The 14,770-nt window shown below is 67.4% G+C and carries 13 protein-coding genes; 11 read left to right on the top strand and 2 right to left on the bottom strand.

Annotated elements, in window-relative coordinates; translation table 11 throughout:
- The first annotated feature begins 15 nt into the window (after window positions 1–15).
- The 7 genes from HUA78_RS34550 to HUA78_RS34520 are packed head-to-tail and all read left to right on the top strand — an operon-like array spanning window position 16 to window position 5,966.
- A complete protein-coding gene (locus HUA78_RS34550) occupies window positions 16–528 on the top strand; it encodes a DUF6484 domain-containing protein (protein ID WP_174478113.1) in 513 nt (170 codons plus the stop codon).
- 26 nt (window positions 529–554) lie between these two features.
- Window positions 555–1,838, top strand: a complete 1,284-nt coding sequence (locus HUA78_RS34545) for a TIGR02270 family protein (RefSeq protein ID WP_174478112.1) — start codon at window positions 555–557, stop codon at window positions 1,836–1,838.
- A 25-nt stretch (window positions 1,839–1,863) separates the two neighbouring features.
- Window positions 1,864–2,889, top strand: a complete 1,026-nt coding sequence (locus tag HUA78_RS34540; RefSeq protein WP_174478111.1) for a DUF2169 domain-containing protein — start codon at window positions 1,864–1,866, stop codon at window positions 2,887–2,889.
- 8 nt (window positions 2,890–2,897) lie between these two features.
- A complete protein-coding gene (locus HUA78_RS34535) occupies window positions 2,898–3,941 on the top strand; it encodes a beta-ketoacyl synthase N-terminal-like domain-containing protein (RefSeq protein WP_174478110.1) in 1,044 nt (347 codons plus the stop codon).
- A 25-nt stretch (window positions 3,942–3,966) separates the two neighbouring features.
- A complete protein-coding gene (locus HUA78_RS34530) occupies window positions 3,967–4,965 on the top strand; it encodes a hypothetical protein (protein WP_174478109.1) in 999 nt (332 codons plus the stop codon).
- Window positions 4,966–5,022: 57 nt separating this feature from the next.
- Window positions 5,023–5,547: a hypothetical protein gene (locus tag HUA78_RS34525; protein WP_141644635.1), complete on the top strand. Its 525-nt coding sequence runs from the start codon at window positions 5,023–5,025 to the stop codon at window positions 5,545–5,547.
- A gap of 41 nt (window positions 5,548–5,588) precedes the next feature.
- Window positions 5,589–5,966 (top strand): DUF4150 domain-containing protein, encoded by a 378-nt coding sequence (locus tag HUA78_RS34520; protein ID WP_174458294.1) that lies wholly within the window; start codon window positions 5,589–5,591, stop codon window positions 5,964–5,966.
- Between the two features lie 11 nt (window positions 5,967–5,977).
- Here HUA78_RS34520 and mutS read toward each other — a convergent pair whose 3' ends face one another.
- Window positions 5,978–8,752 carry a DNA mismatch repair protein MutS gene (gene mutS / locus HUA78_RS34515; RefSeq protein WP_174478108.1) on the bottom strand — a complete coding sequence of 925 codons (2,775 nt, stop codon included), beginning with the start codon at window positions 8,750–8,752 and terminating at the stop codon, window positions 5,978–5,980.
- 151 nt (window positions 8,753–8,903) lie between these two features.
- Here mutS and nhaA point away from each other — a divergent pair, with 151 nt between their 5' ends.
- The 3 genes from nhaA (at window position 8,904) to HUA78_RS34500 (ending at window position 12,652) form a co-directional block, all read left to right on the top strand.
- Window positions 8,904–10,259 carry a Na+/H+ antiporter NhaA gene (gene nhaA / locus HUA78_RS34510; protein WP_174478107.1) on the top strand — a complete coding sequence of 452 codons (1,356 nt, stop codon included), beginning with the start codon at window positions 8,904–8,906 and terminating at the stop codon, window positions 10,257–10,259.
- Between the two features lie 35 nt (window positions 10,260–10,294).
- Complete coding sequence (locus tag HUA78_RS34505) at window positions 10,295–11,986, top strand: AarF/UbiB family protein (protein ID WP_174478106.1); 1,692 nt, start codon at window positions 10,295–10,297, stop codon at window positions 11,984–11,986.
- A gap of 87 nt (window positions 11,987–12,073) precedes the next feature.
- Window positions 12,074–12,652 (top strand): pyridoxamine 5'-phosphate oxidase family protein, encoded by a 579-nt coding sequence (locus HUA78_RS34500; protein WP_174478105.1) that lies wholly within the window; start codon window positions 12,074–12,076, stop codon window positions 12,650–12,652.
- A gap of 139 nt (window positions 12,653–12,791) precedes the next feature.
- On the opposite strand, the gene HUA78_RS34495 is transcribed toward HUA78_RS34500, so the two are convergent.
- On the bottom strand, window positions 12,792–14,228 hold the full coding sequence (locus HUA78_RS34495) for a right-handed parallel beta-helix repeat-containing protein (RefSeq protein WP_174478104.1): 1,437 nt from the start codon (window positions 14,226–14,228) through the stop codon (window positions 12,792–12,794).
- A gap of 184 nt (window positions 14,229–14,412) precedes the next feature.
- Here HUA78_RS34495 and HUA78_RS34490 point away from each other — a divergent pair, with 184 nt between their 5' ends.
- On the top strand, window positions 14,413–14,667 hold the full coding sequence (locus tag HUA78_RS34490) for a hypothetical protein (RefSeq protein WP_254624055.1): 255 nt from the start codon (window positions 14,413–14,415) through the stop codon (window positions 14,665–14,667).
- Window positions 14,668–14,770 lie beyond the last annotated feature (103 nt).

The following is a 14,770-nucleotide window of genomic DNA, read 5'->3' as shown; positions in this document are numbered from 1 at the left end:
TGATAGCTTGTCTTCATGAAGCGTCGAAACGCATCCGCCGCCCCTGCGGAGGTCGTCATCCTTCGCCCGTCCTCAGCCTTCTTTTCGACCCCTCACGTGGGACGCCTCACGGGCATGTCGGAGGAGGGCCTTCCGCTGGTGGACTTCGAGGGGAATCCCTCCGGCCCGGTGCCCGCTCGCGTGCTCGCCGGCGCGAGCACGACAAACCTGGAGGAAGTGGCGCCTCAGACGGAGGTCCTCCTCACCTTCGAGGGAGGACTGCCCGGCCGCCCCATCCTCATGGGACTCCTGGAGCCGAGGAAGAACCTCCTGCGCTCGGTGGAAGCCAAGGTCCCCGCGCTGCCTGTCTCCGCCAGCGTGGATGGCCAGCGCATCGTCCTCGAAGGCCAGGACGAAATCGTGCTGCTCTGCGGCGAGGCCAGCATCACCCTGCGTCGAAATGGACGTGTCGTCATCCGAGGCACCCAGATTGAATCGCACGCGTCAGGCGTCCAGCGCATCAAGGGTGCCGCGGTGAAGGTGAATTGATGGCGGCTCCACGCCGATGCCCCGTCATGTGGGACATCATGGAGGAACACCTGGAGGAGGCTGCCTTTCTCGCGAGTCAATGGCAGCGGGCCCGCCATTCTCCTGACTATCGCTTGCACGAAGTGGCGCAGGGGCCCGAGGCCCGTTTGATGGCCCATCTGGACGGGCTGGCGTGCGCGGGCCCGGAAGCCCCCGAGCGACTCTTCATTCCCTGGCTGGAGAGCACCCGGCCCGAGGAGGTCTTCGTCGCGGCCCTCGCGCTGATGGCGACGGGCGCGCCGCTGGACTGGCTCCTCCCATTCTTCTCGGAGGCGCCAGGTCCGCGACAGACAGCCCTCTTCAAGGCGCTGCGCCTGGCACCCACCGCCGAGGTCTCGAAATTCCTGCGACGTCGTGAGCTTCAAGCGACACCAGGACTCCAGGCCGCGGCGGTGGGCCTCCTGAGTCTTCGTGGCGAAGCGCTGGGGGCCGAGGCCTTGTTGCCACTGCTGCGCAGCGAGTCCGCCGAAATCCAGACAGCGGCCCTGAGAGCGCTCCGTGAAGACCTTCCAGCGGCGCGCCCCCTGCTGGAATCAGCCCTCGGCGCGCAAAGCTCCGACGTGCGCATCGCCGCCGGTGAGACGGCGTTGGCCCTGGGATATCCCGCCGCGCTCCAGGCCCTCCGCAAGCCCGTCGCGAGCACGGCGCCCGAAGCCGCGCGGGTCCTCGCGGTGCTCGCGGCGGCGGGTCACGCCGAGGACGTGTCCCGGATGGCCGCCGCGCTGGACGTGCCCGCCTTGGAGTCAGCGGCCCTGTGGGCGCTGGGTCACTCCGGCTGGCGTCACGCCGCGGAGCTCTGTCTGGAGGCCATGAAGCACGACAGGACCGCTCGCCTCGCGGGCGAAGCCTTCTCTCGCGTGACGGGGCTGCGGCTGGAAGGCGACTTCGCACGGCCCGCCAAGGACGACGAGGAGAACGGCCTCCCGCCCCTCGAGGAGGACGACCTGGACGCGGACCTCGTCCCATCTCCTGAAGCCACCCTGCCCCTCCCGGACGCGGCCGCCGTCGCCCGGTGGTGGGTGAAGGAGAAGGACCGCTTCTCCCCGAAGACGCGCTACCTGCGGGGCCAGCCCCTTTCCCCCGAGGTCGCGTGGAAGGCCCTCTCCACCGAGCCCATGCGCGGGCGCGAACAGCTCGCGCTCGACCTGGCGGTCCAGACGCAGGGCGCCGTGCGCTTCGACACGCGGACGTGGGCGAACCGGCAGGCCGCGGCCCTGGCCATGGGCCTGACAGCCGCCAGGACGGGCCGACCGCGACTCACGACGCGATGAGCATGCCAGCCAGGGGAACACCGCCATGCTGCAACTCGAGAACACCACCCCCTTCGCGTCGTCGCTCTACCTGTTTCCAGACGAGAAGGGCGTGGACACGCTGTACGTGGTCCTCAAGGCGACCTTCGCCATGACCTCCAGCGGGCTCCACGTCGCCGAGACACAGCAGGCCGTCGCGCACGTGGACGAGCACTGGGGCCCTCCCGGAGAGACCAGCCTCAAGTACTCGGGCGAATCACACCTCATGAAGCGCGGCACGGACGTCGTCCTCGTCGGAGACGCCCACGCCCCCAAGGGACGTCCGGCGTCGGACTTTGGCCTGTCCATGTCGGTGGGTACTCTCAAGAAGCTGGTGCAGGTCCACGGAGACAGGACCTGGAAGGCGGGCCTGCTGGGCGCATCAGCGACGACGCCCATTCCGACGACGCGGGTGCCCCTGACGTGGGAGCGCGCCTACGGAGGCCGTCACCAGACGGGCCCTCACGGCTTCCTCGCGGAGATGCGAAACCCGGTGGGCGTGGGCTTTCGGGGACAGCGCGCCGTCAAGGAGATGAACGGCACGCCGCTGCCCAACCTCACGCACCCCGGCTTCCCCCTCACCAGCCTGTCCGACAAGACAACGCCACACGGCGTGGGTTTCGTCGCTCCGTCCTGGCAGCCGCGCATGGGGTTCGCGGGGACGTATGACGAAGCCTGGAAGAAGCATCGCGCGCCCTATCTCCCGCGAGACTTCGACACGCGTTTCTTCCAGGCCGCCCCCGAGGGACAGATCTACCCGACCTGGCTGAAGGGCGGCGAGCCCGTGGAGCTCATCAACGCGGCGCCCGAAGGCGTGCAGCGCTTCCATCTGCCCGAGGTGGACCTGGAAGCCTCCGTGCGCATCGCCGGCAAGGAGGAGAAGCCGCGCCTCCACATCGAGACCCTGCTCCTGGAGCCAGACCAGCACCGCTTCTCGTTGACGTGGCGCGGATGCGTTCCTTGCGACAAGCGCGCCTTGAAGGTCGAGCAGGTGACGCTCGCGGTGAAGCGCATGACGGGGGCTCGCTCGTGAGCGGCGCCATGCCTGGCGTGGAGGTCGTGGGGCTGGGAGCCACCACCCCGGTGGGGCTCGATGTGCCCACCACGGCGACCTCCGTCCGCGCGGGGCTCGTGCGGTTCGCGGAGGCGGGTCTCTTGAACCGTGCCCATGAACGGCAGGTGGTGTCGTTCCTCGCCGAGCACTACCTGCCGCCCCTGGAGGTCGACGGGACGCGCCTCTCCAACACCTGGATTCGCCTGTTGCGCCTGTCCACGTACGCGCTCGCGGAGGCCTGCGCGGGGCTCACGGGTGCGGCGCCCCTGCTCCTGGCCCTCCCCGAGGACCGGTGGGGGATTCAGCTCCCCTCCTCACGGGTGATGATGGAGCAGCTCGCCCGCCAATCGGGAGTGCGGCTCGATGTCGCCAGCAGCCGGGTGTACCGGCACGGCGGAGCGGGCGGCCTCATGGCCCTGCGCGACGCGATGCGACTGCTGTCCACGGGACAGGCCTCCACCGTCATCGTCGGTGGGCTGGACACCTTCAACCATCCCCGGAGGCTGGCCGTGCTGGACTCGGAGGACAGACTGCGCCCCCGGGGCACGGACGGCTTCATTCCGGGAGAGGCCGCGAGCTTCCTGCTCCTGTCGACTCCTGGTGGCGCGCGACGCTCCGGCCTCGAGCCCGTGGCCCGCATCACCCACGTGGGAGTCGGCGCGGAGCAGGGGCACCGCTACTCCGAGGAGCCCTATCTTGGAGACGGTCTGGCCCACGCGGTTCAAGCGCTCTTCGCGGGGATGCCGGGCAACGCGCCCAAGGTGCAGTGCGTGTTCGCGGGCTTCAATGGCGAGAGCCTGCCCAGCAAGGAATGGGGCGTGGCCTACCTGCGAAACGCGGAGCGCTTCCAGGAGGCACATCGCATCGAACATCCCGCGGACTGCGTGGGCGACGCCGGCGCGGCGTTGGGACCCCTGATGCTGGTGCTCGCCGCGGAGCGCCTGCGCGCCGGACACGTGAAGGGCCCCACCCTGGTCTGGAGCACCTCCGACCTGGAGGCCCGTGCGGCGGCGCTCCTGCTGCCCGCCTGAACTGGAACTTGGAAGGAGGAGGACCATGGAGATCGGTGAAGAAGTGGCCGTCTCGGAATTCGTGTCAGAGGAATTGCACAACGAGAAGACCTGCCCCTGGCACGAGATAGGCGACGCGCACTCCCAGAAGATGTTGCTGCAGAACCCCGATGATGACGCCGTGGGAGGAATGGCGGCGACGGACGGCGGCGTGCTGGGCAGGAAGATGAAGGCAGCCAAGAACCTCGAGCCCGCAGCGGACAAGGTCTCCCTGCTGTTCAAGAAGGGGGAGGTCGTGACCTATGGAACGGTCAAACGCCCGAAGCTGATTCAGACCTACGCGGAGGACAAGGAGGAGGAGGAATACCCCCTCCAGTACGCACCCCATCACCTCATCCCGGGAAACGAGTCGCTCAAGGGGTCCTCCGTCGTTCCTTTCATGGGAGACGACAACTGCATCGCGGACTACCTCCCTGACAAGGGAGGGCCAGCCATGTCGAGCTACATCAAGAAGGGATATTCCATTGGCTACGACGTCAACGCCGCCGAGAATGGGGAATGGTTACCAAGCCCCTACGCTCTCTCCAACTGCAACGAATGGCCCGCGGACCTGGGACTCAAATACCTCAAGAAGCGCAAGGATGACGTGTTGGGCGAAGAGACAGAAGCATTCAAACCCGCCTACGTCGCGGCCGCCATCGAAGCCTCCGGTGGCAGGCAGTTCCACATGCGTCACAAACCATACTCGGACAAGGCAAGAGCGATTCTTCAGTCGATTGGCGAGCGCCTGGCGGTGATGGCCACCGAGTCGTGCTCCATCGCGATGGAGAGCAAGGCTGAGAACGAGGACAGGTTCGCGCCGCCCTTGGGACTCACCGCACGCCTGAATTCGCTCTCCGAGAGCCTCCGCGGACTCCTGACGAAGTCCGTCTGGCGCCCCCCACTTTATACGGACTCCCTCACTCAAGACTATGCGGATGAAATGGTAGGCATCGGGAAGTTCACCAGGTCCAAGGCCAAGGGCAGCGTCACCAGGATTCTCTGAGCCGTCACGATGCAAGCGATCCCGAAATATTACATTCTCGAGTCGAGCAGCCACGACATGATGCTCATCTATCCCGTGCCAAACCTGAGTCTTCGAGACCGATGGTGGGCCGGCAAACCCTTCCAGCGTCCGCCCTCACAACTCATCGTCGTCGGAATCATCCCTGGCAATGAGCAGGGAGAACTGCTGGACTACTTCAATACGGCCAACCTCATGAGCAATGCGTTCCATGCGGCGCTGCTCGAGGCAGGTGTGGACAGCCTCGACGTCTATGACGCCGTCATCCAGAGCGAGGATGGAACCGTCGTCCACCGGGGCTACAAGGCCTTCAATGTCATCGGGCTGGTGAGGGCCGCGAACCTCGCGGAGACCGTCTTCCACACTCCTGACAGCTCCCGCCTGATCGACGCGAGCATCGACCACCTGGCCATTGATGGTGACAAGCCCCGTGGCCTCAAGCTGTTTCGGCTCGCGGAGAACGTCAGCGCGGTCCTCGTCCACGAGGACGTCAAGCGCGTGCTGGAGTCAAAGGCCTTCCCCCATCTCCGCTTCCTGGAACCCCACGAATTCGTGAGCGCCTGACGGCTTACGACACTCGCGCCCCTTCGAGAAAGGACCTTTCCGTGCCCACCTTCGTCAACGGTCGAGGCGTCACCCATGGTGGAAGCAAGGGACAGAGCATCGTCCTGCCAGACGTCTGCAAGACACCGTCTCCCGCCGGCCCGGTCCCCATCCCCTACCCGAACGTGGGTCGCTCCGCGGACGCGGCGGATGGCCCCAAGACAGTCACCATTGAAGGGCACATGCCCATGGTGAAAGGGGCCACCTACAGCGTCTCGTCAGGCAACGAGGCCGGCACCGCGGGCGGCGGCGTGGCCAGCAGCGCCACCAAGGGCCCCTGCGAGTTCATGATGTACTCCTTCGACGTGAAGTTCGAAGGCAAGAACGTGTGCCGCCTGGGCGACCCGCTCTTTCACAACAAGAAGAACATCATGGGCTGACCGCGCGTCGCTCAGCCCTCCAGTTCGCGCTGGAGCTTCGCCAGCAGGTTGAGCGCGTCCAGCGGCGTCAGCGTGTTGACGGACACCGCCTTGAGCGTCTCCAACGCCTGCTGATGCGAGGCCGGCAACGTGGGCACCGGAGGGGCCACGGGCGCGGGCTCTCCGAAGAGTCCGAGCTGCGCCGTGGACACCGCGCGCTTCGGGTTCTGCCGCACCGCCACTCGGGGACGTCCCGCCTCGTCCAGTTCGCCTGACTCCAGGTTCTGGAGCAGCTCCCGCGCCCGACCCACGACCTCCGAAGGCAGGCCCGCGAGCTTCGCCACTTCGATGCCGTAGGAGCGGCTGGCCCCGCCGGGAATGAGCTTGCGCAGGAAGATGACCTTGCCGCCCTGCTCCTTCACGGCGATGCACAGGTTCTTCACCCGGGTCCGCTCGCGCGCCAGGTCCACCAGCTCGTGGTAGTGCGTGGCGAACAGCGTGCGCGCGCTCACGTGGTCATGCAGGTGCTCCGCCACCGCCCACGCAATCGAGAGTCCGTCGAACGTCGACGTCCCGCGTCCAATCTCATCCAGGATGATGAGGCTCTTGCGCGTGGCGTGGTGGAGGATGTGGCTGGTCTCCGTCATCTCCACCATGAAGGTGGACTGACCGCGCGCCAGGTTATCCGCCGCGCCCACGCGCGTGAAAATCCGATCACACAGGCCGATGCGCGCCGCCTTCGCGGGGACGAACGAGCCCGCCTGCGCCATCAGCGCCGTGAGCGCCACCTGCCGCATCACCGTGCTCTTGCCGGCCATGTTCGGACCGGTGATGACCAACAGCTGCGCGTCCTCCGGGTCCATCCGCACGTCGTTGGGGACGAAGGACTCCCCCGCCCCCAGCATCCGCTCCACCACCGGATGCCGCCCGGCGGTGATGCTCAGCACCTCCGACGCATCGACCTCCGGCCGCGTGTAGCCATACTCGGAAGCACACCGCGCGAAGGACAGCAGCGCGTCCGCCGCCGCCACCGCCTCCGCCGCCGAACGGATGCGCGGCGCCGCCGAGGCGACCTTCGCGCGAAGCTCCTCGAATAGCTGGAGCTCCAGCGCGCACCGCTTCTCCTCCGCGGTGAGCACCAGCTCCTCGTGCTCCTTCAGCTCCGGGGTGACGAAGCGCTCCGCCCCCACCGTGGTCTGCTTGCGGATGTAGTCCGCCGGCACCAGGTGCAGGTTCGACTTCGTCACCTCCAGGTAGTACCCGAAGACCTTGTTGTAGCGGATCTTCAGCGAGCCGATGCCGGTCCGCTCCTTCTCGCGCTGCTCGATCTTCAGCAGGATGTCCTTGCCCGACGTGGACAGCTCCACCAGCTTGTCCAGCTCCGCGTGGTAGCCCTGGCGGATGAGGCCGCCTTCCTTCAGCACCACGGGAGGCTCGTCCACCACCGCGCGCGCCAGCAGGTCCGCCAGCTCCGGCAGCGCCGTCAGCGGCCCCGCGAGCGACTGGAGCAGCGCCGTCTGGCACCGCGCCAGGGCCTTGCCCAACCGGGGAAGCTGCGCCAGCGACAATCCCAGCGCGCGCAAGTCTCGGGCGTTGCCCGCGCCCAGCGACAGCCGGCCCGTCAGCCGCTCCAGGTCCGCCACTTCCTTGAGGATGCCGGTCAGCTCCTCGCGCCACACGCTGCGCGCGGACAGCTCCTCCACCGCGTCCAGCCGCGCGTGGATCTCCGGCAGCGAACCCAGGGGCGAGGCCAGCCAGCGCACCAGCTTGCGCGCCCCCATGCTCGTCACCGTCCTATCCAACACGCCGAGCAGCGAGCCCTTGCGCCCCCCATCCCGCTGCGAGCGCAGCACCTCCAGGTTGGCGCGCGAGGACTCGTCCATCAGCAGGCTGCCGGAGCGCTCCTGGCGGCTGAGCCGGTCCACGTGGGCCGCGGGCGTCTTCTGCGTGTCCTTCAGGTAGCGCAGCGCCGCGCCCGCGGCGCTCGTGGCCAGGGGCGAGTCATCCAGGCCAAAGGCGGACAGCGACTGCACCGCGAAGTGCGTGCGAAGGAACCCCGCCGCGCGCGTGGGCTCGAACGCCGCGGCCTCGCTCTCCGCGATGGCGGGCACGCGAGGCAGCCGCGCGCACAACTGCGCCACCTCCGCCGAGTCACGCTGCCCTCCAGGCACCAGCAGCTCCCTGGGCTCCACGCGCGACAGCGACTCCGCCAGCTCCGCCGCCGACGCCGCCTCCATGGCGAGGAACTCTCCGGTGGACGCCTCCAGCAGCGCCCCGCCCCACCCGCGCTCGCTCCAGCACACGGCGGCCAGGAAGTTGCTGTCCCGAGGCTCCAGCACCTCCTCGTCCAGCACCATGCCGGGGGTGATGACCCGCGTCACCTCGCGGCGGACGATGCCGGGCCCGGTGCCGGCCTCCTCCACCTGCTCGCAGATGGCGACCTTCAGGCCCTCGCCAATCAGGCGCGCGATGTAGCGGCGCGACGAGTGGTAGGGGATGCCGCACATGGGCACCTTGTCGGCGCCCTTGGCCCTGGCGGTGAGGGTGATCTGGAGGATCTCGGAGGCCCGCACGGCGTCCTCGAAGAACATCTCGTAGAAGTCCCCGAGCCGGAAGAAGAGCACCGAGTCCGGGTGCAGCGCCTTCACCTCGAGGTACTGGCGCATCATCGGCGTCAGGGACGCGATCTCCCTCGCGCCCGAGCCGTCGCTCGCCTTCTCCCCTTCCGAGCCGACGTCCGGCGTCGGGTCCACGGGAAGCTCCACTGCTGCTGCCTTGGCTGCCTTCAACTGCTGCGTCACGGCCATCCCCGCCCTTCTCTCATGCCCCCGCCCCGTGGATCAACGAACGGCTCACCCTACCCGCCGAGTTCCCTAGCACGCACGGGTGACATTTCGGCGGGCCCTCGTCCGAAAACGGGTGCGCCCACGGGAAGGCGCGGGCATCTTGCCCCCCACCATGGAGACGCCTCCCATCACACCCTCTCCCCGGACCCGCTCACCGGCGCCCGTGCCCGCGCTCTTCCGGGTGGCCATCGCCCCGCTCCAGGCCTTCTTCCGCCTCCAGGCCAGCAGCGGCATCCTCCTGGCCCTGTGCTCGGTGGTCGCCATGGTGTGGGCCAACTCCCCGTGGGCGTCGTCCTACGTCGGCTTGTTCGACGCCCGCCTGGAGCTCGGGGTGGCGGGCACCCATGCGTCCTTCACCTTTCAGCAGCTCATCAACGACGGATTGATGACGCTGTTCTTCTTCCTCGTGGGCATGGAGGTGAAGCGCGAGCTGAGCGCGGGGGAGCTGCGCACGATGTCTCGCGCGATGTTGCCGCTCATCGCCGCGCTGGGCGGCATGGTGGTGCCCGCCGCGCTCTACGTCGCCATCAACGCGGGAACCCCGGCCATGGCGGGCTGGGCCATCCCCATGGCCACGGACATCGCGTTCGCCATTGGCTGCCTCACCCTGGTGAAGGCGCGCGTGGGACATGGGCTCATCGTCTTCCTCACGGCGCTCGCCATCTTCGACGACATTGGCGGCATCCTCGTCATCGCCCTGTTCTACGGCACGGGACTGCACGTCGAGTGGCTGCTCGCCGCCGCCGCGGTGGTTGCCCTGCTGATGGCGCTCAACCGCTTCTATGTCCGCAACGGCATCGTCTGGCTGCTGGGCGGCGTGGCGCTCTGGTACACGATGCACCATGGCGGCATCCACGCCACGCTGGCCGGCGTGGTGGTGGGCCTGTGCATCCCCTCGCGCCCCACCCGACCGGGCCGGAACGTGCTGGAGGAGCTCTCCACGTACATCCGCGATTGCACCCAGAACGCCGAGGATGAGTCGATGCGGAGCGCGCAGTTGCTCTACATCGAGGACCGGCTGGAGGAGCTGGAGCCGCCGCTCAACCGCTTCGAGCACCTGTGGCACGGGTGGGTGGCGTACGGCATCGTCCCGCTGTTCGCGCTGGCCAACTCGGGCATCTCCCTGGAGGGTATGGGGTGGAAGGACCTGCTCGCGCCCCTGCCGCTCGGCATCATCGCGGGCCTCTTCGTGGGCAAGCAGGTGGGCATCTTCCTCTTCACCCTGGCGGCGGTGAAGCTGCGGGTCTCCACCTTGCCTGGAGGCGCGGGACTCGGGCAGCTCCACGGCGTGTCGGTGGTGGCGGGCATCGGCTTCACGGTGGCCCTGTTCGTCGCGGGGCTGGCCTTCGCGGGGCAGCCAGACCTGTTGAACGAGGCCAAGCTGGGCATCCTCGTCGGCTCACTGCTGTCCGCGGTGGTGGGCTATGTCCTGTTGCGCTTCGTGGCGAAGCCGGTGGCACAGGCATAACGTCGTACCGTCGCAGCAAGGAGACAGAACCTCCCGTGATTCTCCAGGACCTCAACCGTGTGCGGCAGATCACCGTCATCGCGGCGCGGCATGGCTTTGGCGAGGTGCTCGAGCGCGCGGGCCTGTGGCGCATCCTGGGTCGCCAGGAGAAGGTGGAGGTCTCTCCCGAGGCCCAGCGCGCCTCCACCGCGCGCCGCTTCCGGATGTTGCTGAACGATTTGGGCCCCACCTTCGTGAAGCTGGGCCAGGTGTTGTCCACGCGCGCGGACCTGTTGCCGGCCGAGTTCGTCGAGGAGCTGGCCCTGCTCCAGGACAACGTGGAGCCGATTCCCCTGGAGCAGGTGCTCTCCCAGATTCGCGAATCGCTGGGCAAGGAAGCCAGCGAGCTGTTCAAGCAGATCGACGAGACGCCGCTGGCGGCGGCGTCCATTGCCCAGGTGCACCGCGCGGTGACGCTGGAGGGAGAGGAAGTCGTGGTGAAGGTGCAGCGGCCGGGCATCGCCGCGAGCATCGACTCCGACCTCGGGGTGCTGCGCAGTCTGGCGCGGCTGCTGGAGGCCGTGGTGGAGGAGACGGGCATCTACACGCCCACGGGCATCGTCGACGAGTTCGACCGGGCCATCCACGAGGAGCTGGATTTCATCAACGAGGCGACGAACGTCCGCGCCTTCCTGGAGAACCACCGGGAGCGGACCTACCTCAAGATTCCGCGCGTGTACGCGTCCCTGTCCAGCCGCACGGTGCTGACGCTGGAGTTCATCCGGGGCGTGAAGATTGCTCCGGAGACGCTGGCCGAGGAGGACCGGAAGGCCATTGCCCAGAACATCCTGGAGGCGAGCTTCCGGCAGCTGTTCGACGACGGGCTGTTCCACGGCGACCCGCACCCGGGGAACCTCCTGCTCCTGGAGGGCAACCGGCTGGCGCTGCTGGACTTCGGCGTGGTGGGACGACTGACGCGGCCGATGCAGGAGACGCTGGTGATGTTGTGTCTGGCCGTGGCGCTGAAGGACAGCGACTCGGTGGCGCGCATCCTCTATCGCGTGGGCGTGCCGGACGCGCGGGCCAACCTGGTGGGGTTCCGCAACGACATCGAGAGCATCCTCGGCTCGCACCTGCCCACCACGCTGGGACAGGTGGACGCGCGCACGCTGCTGAGGGACTTGCTGGACCTGGCGGTGAAGTACCGCATCCGGATTCCCAAGGAGTACGCGCTGCTCAGCCGCGCCTCCATCTCCACCGAGGGCATGCTGCGCAGCCTCTACCCGGAGATGAACATCATCGAGGTGGCGCTGCCGTATGCGAAGGAGCTGCTGGCGGGGCGGTATGACCCGACGCAGCTCCAGGGCGGGCTGATGCGCACGCTGTTGCGGCTTCAGTCGATGGCCCAGGACCTGCCCACGCAGCTGTCGCAAATCCTGCTCGACATGGAGTCCGGCAAGTTCACCGTGACGGTGCGCGCGGACCAGTTCGAGAAGCTGAACGAGAACCTGCGCAGCGCGGCGGTGATTGCCTTCATGGGGCTGTGCGCGTGTGGCTTCATCGTGGGCGCGTTCATCTCCTTCGCGCCCAAGCCGTGGATGTATGGGAACATCCCGGTGCTCGGCGCGGTGGGCATCGCCCTGGCCGCGGGCCTCTTCGGCGCGGCCATCACCTGGTACCTGTTCGGCGGACGCGGCCTGGGCAAGGTGCGGCTGAGCCGGTTCTTGAAGAAGCAGCCCAAGAAGTAGCGCGACGCCACGACCCGCGCGGAAGCGTCCTCTCGTATTCCCGGACCGGGAGCGGGGGGATCCTTTCGCGGGAGAGGGACCGCACCGATGGCCACCCAGTTCCCGCACCTCGAGCCCATCCACCGCGACTTCATCCTGCGCCAGCGGATGTTCTTCACGGCCTCCGCCGCCAGCAGCGGTCGGGTGAACCTCTCACCGAAGGGGCTCGACTCGCTCCGCGTGCTTGGCCCCAGCGAAGTCGTCTACCTGGACCTCACTGGCAGTGGGAACGAGACCGCCGCGCACCTGCGCGCCGACGGACGCCTCACCCTCATGTTCTGCGCCTTCGAGGGGCCGCCCATGATTCTGCGCCTCTATGGGCGGGGCCAGGTGATTCGCCGAGGCAGCACCGGGTACACCCATCTGCTGGCCTCCGAGTTCCGCGGCGTGGAGCCGCTGGGGGCCCGGCAGATGGTGAAGCTCGACATCGACCTCGTGCAGAAGTCCTGCGGCTACAGCGTGCCCCTCTACGAGTTCACCGGCGACAGGCCCACGCTCGCGCGCTGGGCTGAGAACAAGGGCGAGGAGGGACTGGCGGAGTACCGGCGCAAGAAGAACGCGCGCAGCCTCGACGGCCTGCCTACCGGCCTCTTCGACGAGGACGACACACCCCCAGGCGAGACGTAGGCTCGGCGGGAGTCAGCGTTGAGAGACAGAAGGACCACCCAGCCATTGCTCGCGACCTCCGTGAAGAGGGCACTCCCGTCCACCGTGCATCAGACAGGGCCTGGCCGCCCGCCACCGCGCGGCCAGGATGTGGCCATCGTCAGGGAACTCGCAGCGAGTTCTGCTCCAGTCCCTCGGGTGCCAGCCTGGTGCGCCACACGGGGAACTCCACTTCGAGGGCCAATCCCGTCGCCGTGAACTTGCCGATGGGCCCCTCGTAGCGGTTGCGGTCCATCTGCGCCAGGAGCCGGTACTGCGCGCGGCCCAACCGCACGAAGAGTGGCATGTCCCGCAGGATGTTGTCGTACACCACGAGACCCGTGGCGCCCAGGGGCTCATCCGCGGCCAGCCGCAACCCCGCGTCCGCCGTCCGCTGCAAGAGGTTCGAGCGAATCTGTATCCGGTTGGCCTGCACGACGCGAATGCCCTGTCCGTTGCCCCTGTTCGCGTAGTTGTAGATGTCGCTGATGGTGTTGTTGCGAATCAGCAGATCCACCGGTTGGTCCGCCGCCGCGAGGCCTCCCACCGAGATTCCCCGGCCCGCCTGGGAAATGTAGTTGGAGACGATTTGAACGTTCGTGGCGTTCTCATGGATCACCACGGCTTCCGCGGCAGAGTTGTTTGCCTGCCAGGGGTAGAGCGTCAGGTTGGGGAAGTCGAAGATGGAGTTGAAGCGGATGAAGACCGAGTCGCAGCCCTTGATGTCGACGCCGTTCTCGCCCGCATCGTGCAGCAGGTTGTACTCGATATAGAGATACGCGGGCCTCGTGCCATTCATCTGGCACTGCACCGAGTCGCCCGAGGTCTGGTGAACCTGGTTCTCCAGGATGAAGATCTCCCGCGCGGAGTTCTTGAGCACGACCCCATGTGAGTCGGTCCCCGTCTTCGAGAAGTTATAGATTTCGTTCTGCCTGACGAGGACATTGTTGGCATTGCTGAGGACGACGCCACCACCGGCGGTGCCCCCGTGCAGCGTCGAGTCAATCAACTGTGAACAATAGGTATTGCGCTCGAAGAGCGCACCAAACGAGGCCTTGCCTTGGAGGTCCACTTCCAGGAACTGCAGGATCCAATAGGGCTGGCTCAGATTCAGCACGCTGCCTACAACGCGGTTCGTCGGTGGGACGATGCGCGGTCGCGCGGACGCCTGGCCCCTGAGGACGATGGGAGCAATGGCGGTGCCCGGCCGCGTCGTCTCCGGATTGATGAGGACGTGCTCCGGATAGGTTCCGCCACGCACCTCGATGATGTTTCCCGGCACCGCGGCCCTCACTGCCGCGCCAATGGTCCTGTACGGGTTGTCGGTGGAGCCCAGGGGCCTGCTTGGATTCCACGGCCCCGTGTTCGAGACGAACAGCGTGGCGCCCGGCGCCGCCGTCGCCGTTGGACAACGGTCCAGGTAGATGTCTATCCCAGGAGGGGGTTCCACCAGCTCGGCCACGACCTCCGTGAGGCCCAGCTCGTCCTCGCCAGGGTTCGCCGTCTCCACTCCACAGGCCAGCGTCAGGCCCAGCAGGAGTGAACCGAACATGGGCATGCGCCCACTCTCTCTTCGCTGCATTGTCATGAAGGCTCCCCCTCCGCGACTTCCGAGGGCGGCGCGGAACCTCGGCATCGAAGAAGGGGACCACAAGCGTCCTGCCCTCAAGGTGGACGCCCGCCCGCCAGCACCCCCCAATGGCACAAGCCCCCACCCATCAGGGGGCCATCGAGCGTTGCCCTTGCAACGGCCTTGGTGCGGCAGCGCGGCGGTGATTGCCTTCATGGGGCCGTGCGCGTGTGGCTTCATCGTGGGCGCGTTCATCTCCTTCGCGCCCAAGCCGTGGATGTATGGGAACATCCCGGTGCTCGGCGCGGTAGGCATCGCCCGGGCCGCGGGCCTCTTCGGCGCGGCCATCACCTGGTACCTGTTCGACGGACGCGGCCTGGGCAAGGTGCGGTTGAGCCGGTTCTTGAAGAAGCAGCCCAAGAAGTAGCGCCGGGTGGCATTGCACGCCCGCACAGGAAGACAGTGCAAGGCGCTCCATCCAGTGCTCCCAAAACAATCCAGCACGAGTATTTCCAGCTTAAAACTGAAAA

The organism is Myxococcus sp. CA033, assembly GCF_013336625.1.
Classification (GTDB): Bacteria; Myxococcota; Myxococcia; order Myxococcales; family Myxococcaceae; genus Myxococcus; species Myxococcus llanfairpwllgwyngyllgogerychwyrndrobwllllantysiliogogogochensis.
The sequence above is the reverse complement of the archived record's forward strand: the minus strand, read 5'-3'. Positions and strand labels throughout refer to the sequence as shown.

Excerpts from the sequence above, each read along its gene's own strand:
- HUA78_RS34545 (WP_174478112.1), top strand. The coding sequence starts at position 555 with ATGTGGGACATCATGGAGGAACACCTGGAGGAGGCTGCCTTTCTCGCG.
- HUA78_RS34495 (WP_174478104.1), bottom strand. The coding sequence starts at position 14,228 with ATGCCCATGTTCGGTTCACTCCTGCTGGGCCTGACGCTGGCCTGTGGA.
- nhaA (WP_174478107.1), top strand. The coding sequence starts at position 8,904 with ATGGAGACGCCTCCCATCACACCCTCTCCCCGGACCCGCTCACCGGCG.
- HUA78_RS34540 (WP_174478111.1), top strand. The coding sequence starts at position 1,864 with ATGCTGCAACTCGAGAACACCACCCCCTTCGCGTCGTCGCTCTACCTG.
- HUA78_RS34535 (WP_174478110.1), top strand. The coding sequence starts at position 2,898 with ATGCCTGGCGTGGAGGTCGTGGGGCTGGGAGCCACCACCCCGGTGGGG.
- HUA78_RS34530 (WP_174478109.1), top strand. The coding sequence starts at position 3,967 with ATGGAGATCGGTGAAGAAGTGGCCGTCTCGGAATTCGTGTCAGAGGAA.
- HUA78_RS34525 (WP_141644635.1), top strand. The coding sequence starts at position 5,023 with ATGATGCTCATCTATCCCGTGCCAAACCTGAGTCTTCGAGACCGATGG.
- HUA78_RS34550 (WP_174478113.1), top strand. The coding sequence starts at position 16 with ATGAAGCGTCGAAACGCATCCGCCGCCCCTGCGGAGGTCGTCATCCTT.
- HUA78_RS34500 (WP_174478105.1), top strand. The coding sequence starts at position 12,074 with ATGGCCACCCAGTTCCCGCACCTCGAGCCCATCCACCGCGACTTCATC.
- mutS (WP_174478108.1), bottom strand. The coding sequence starts at position 8,752 with ATGGCCGTGACGCAGCAGTTGAAGGCAGCCAAGGCAGCAGCAGTGGAG.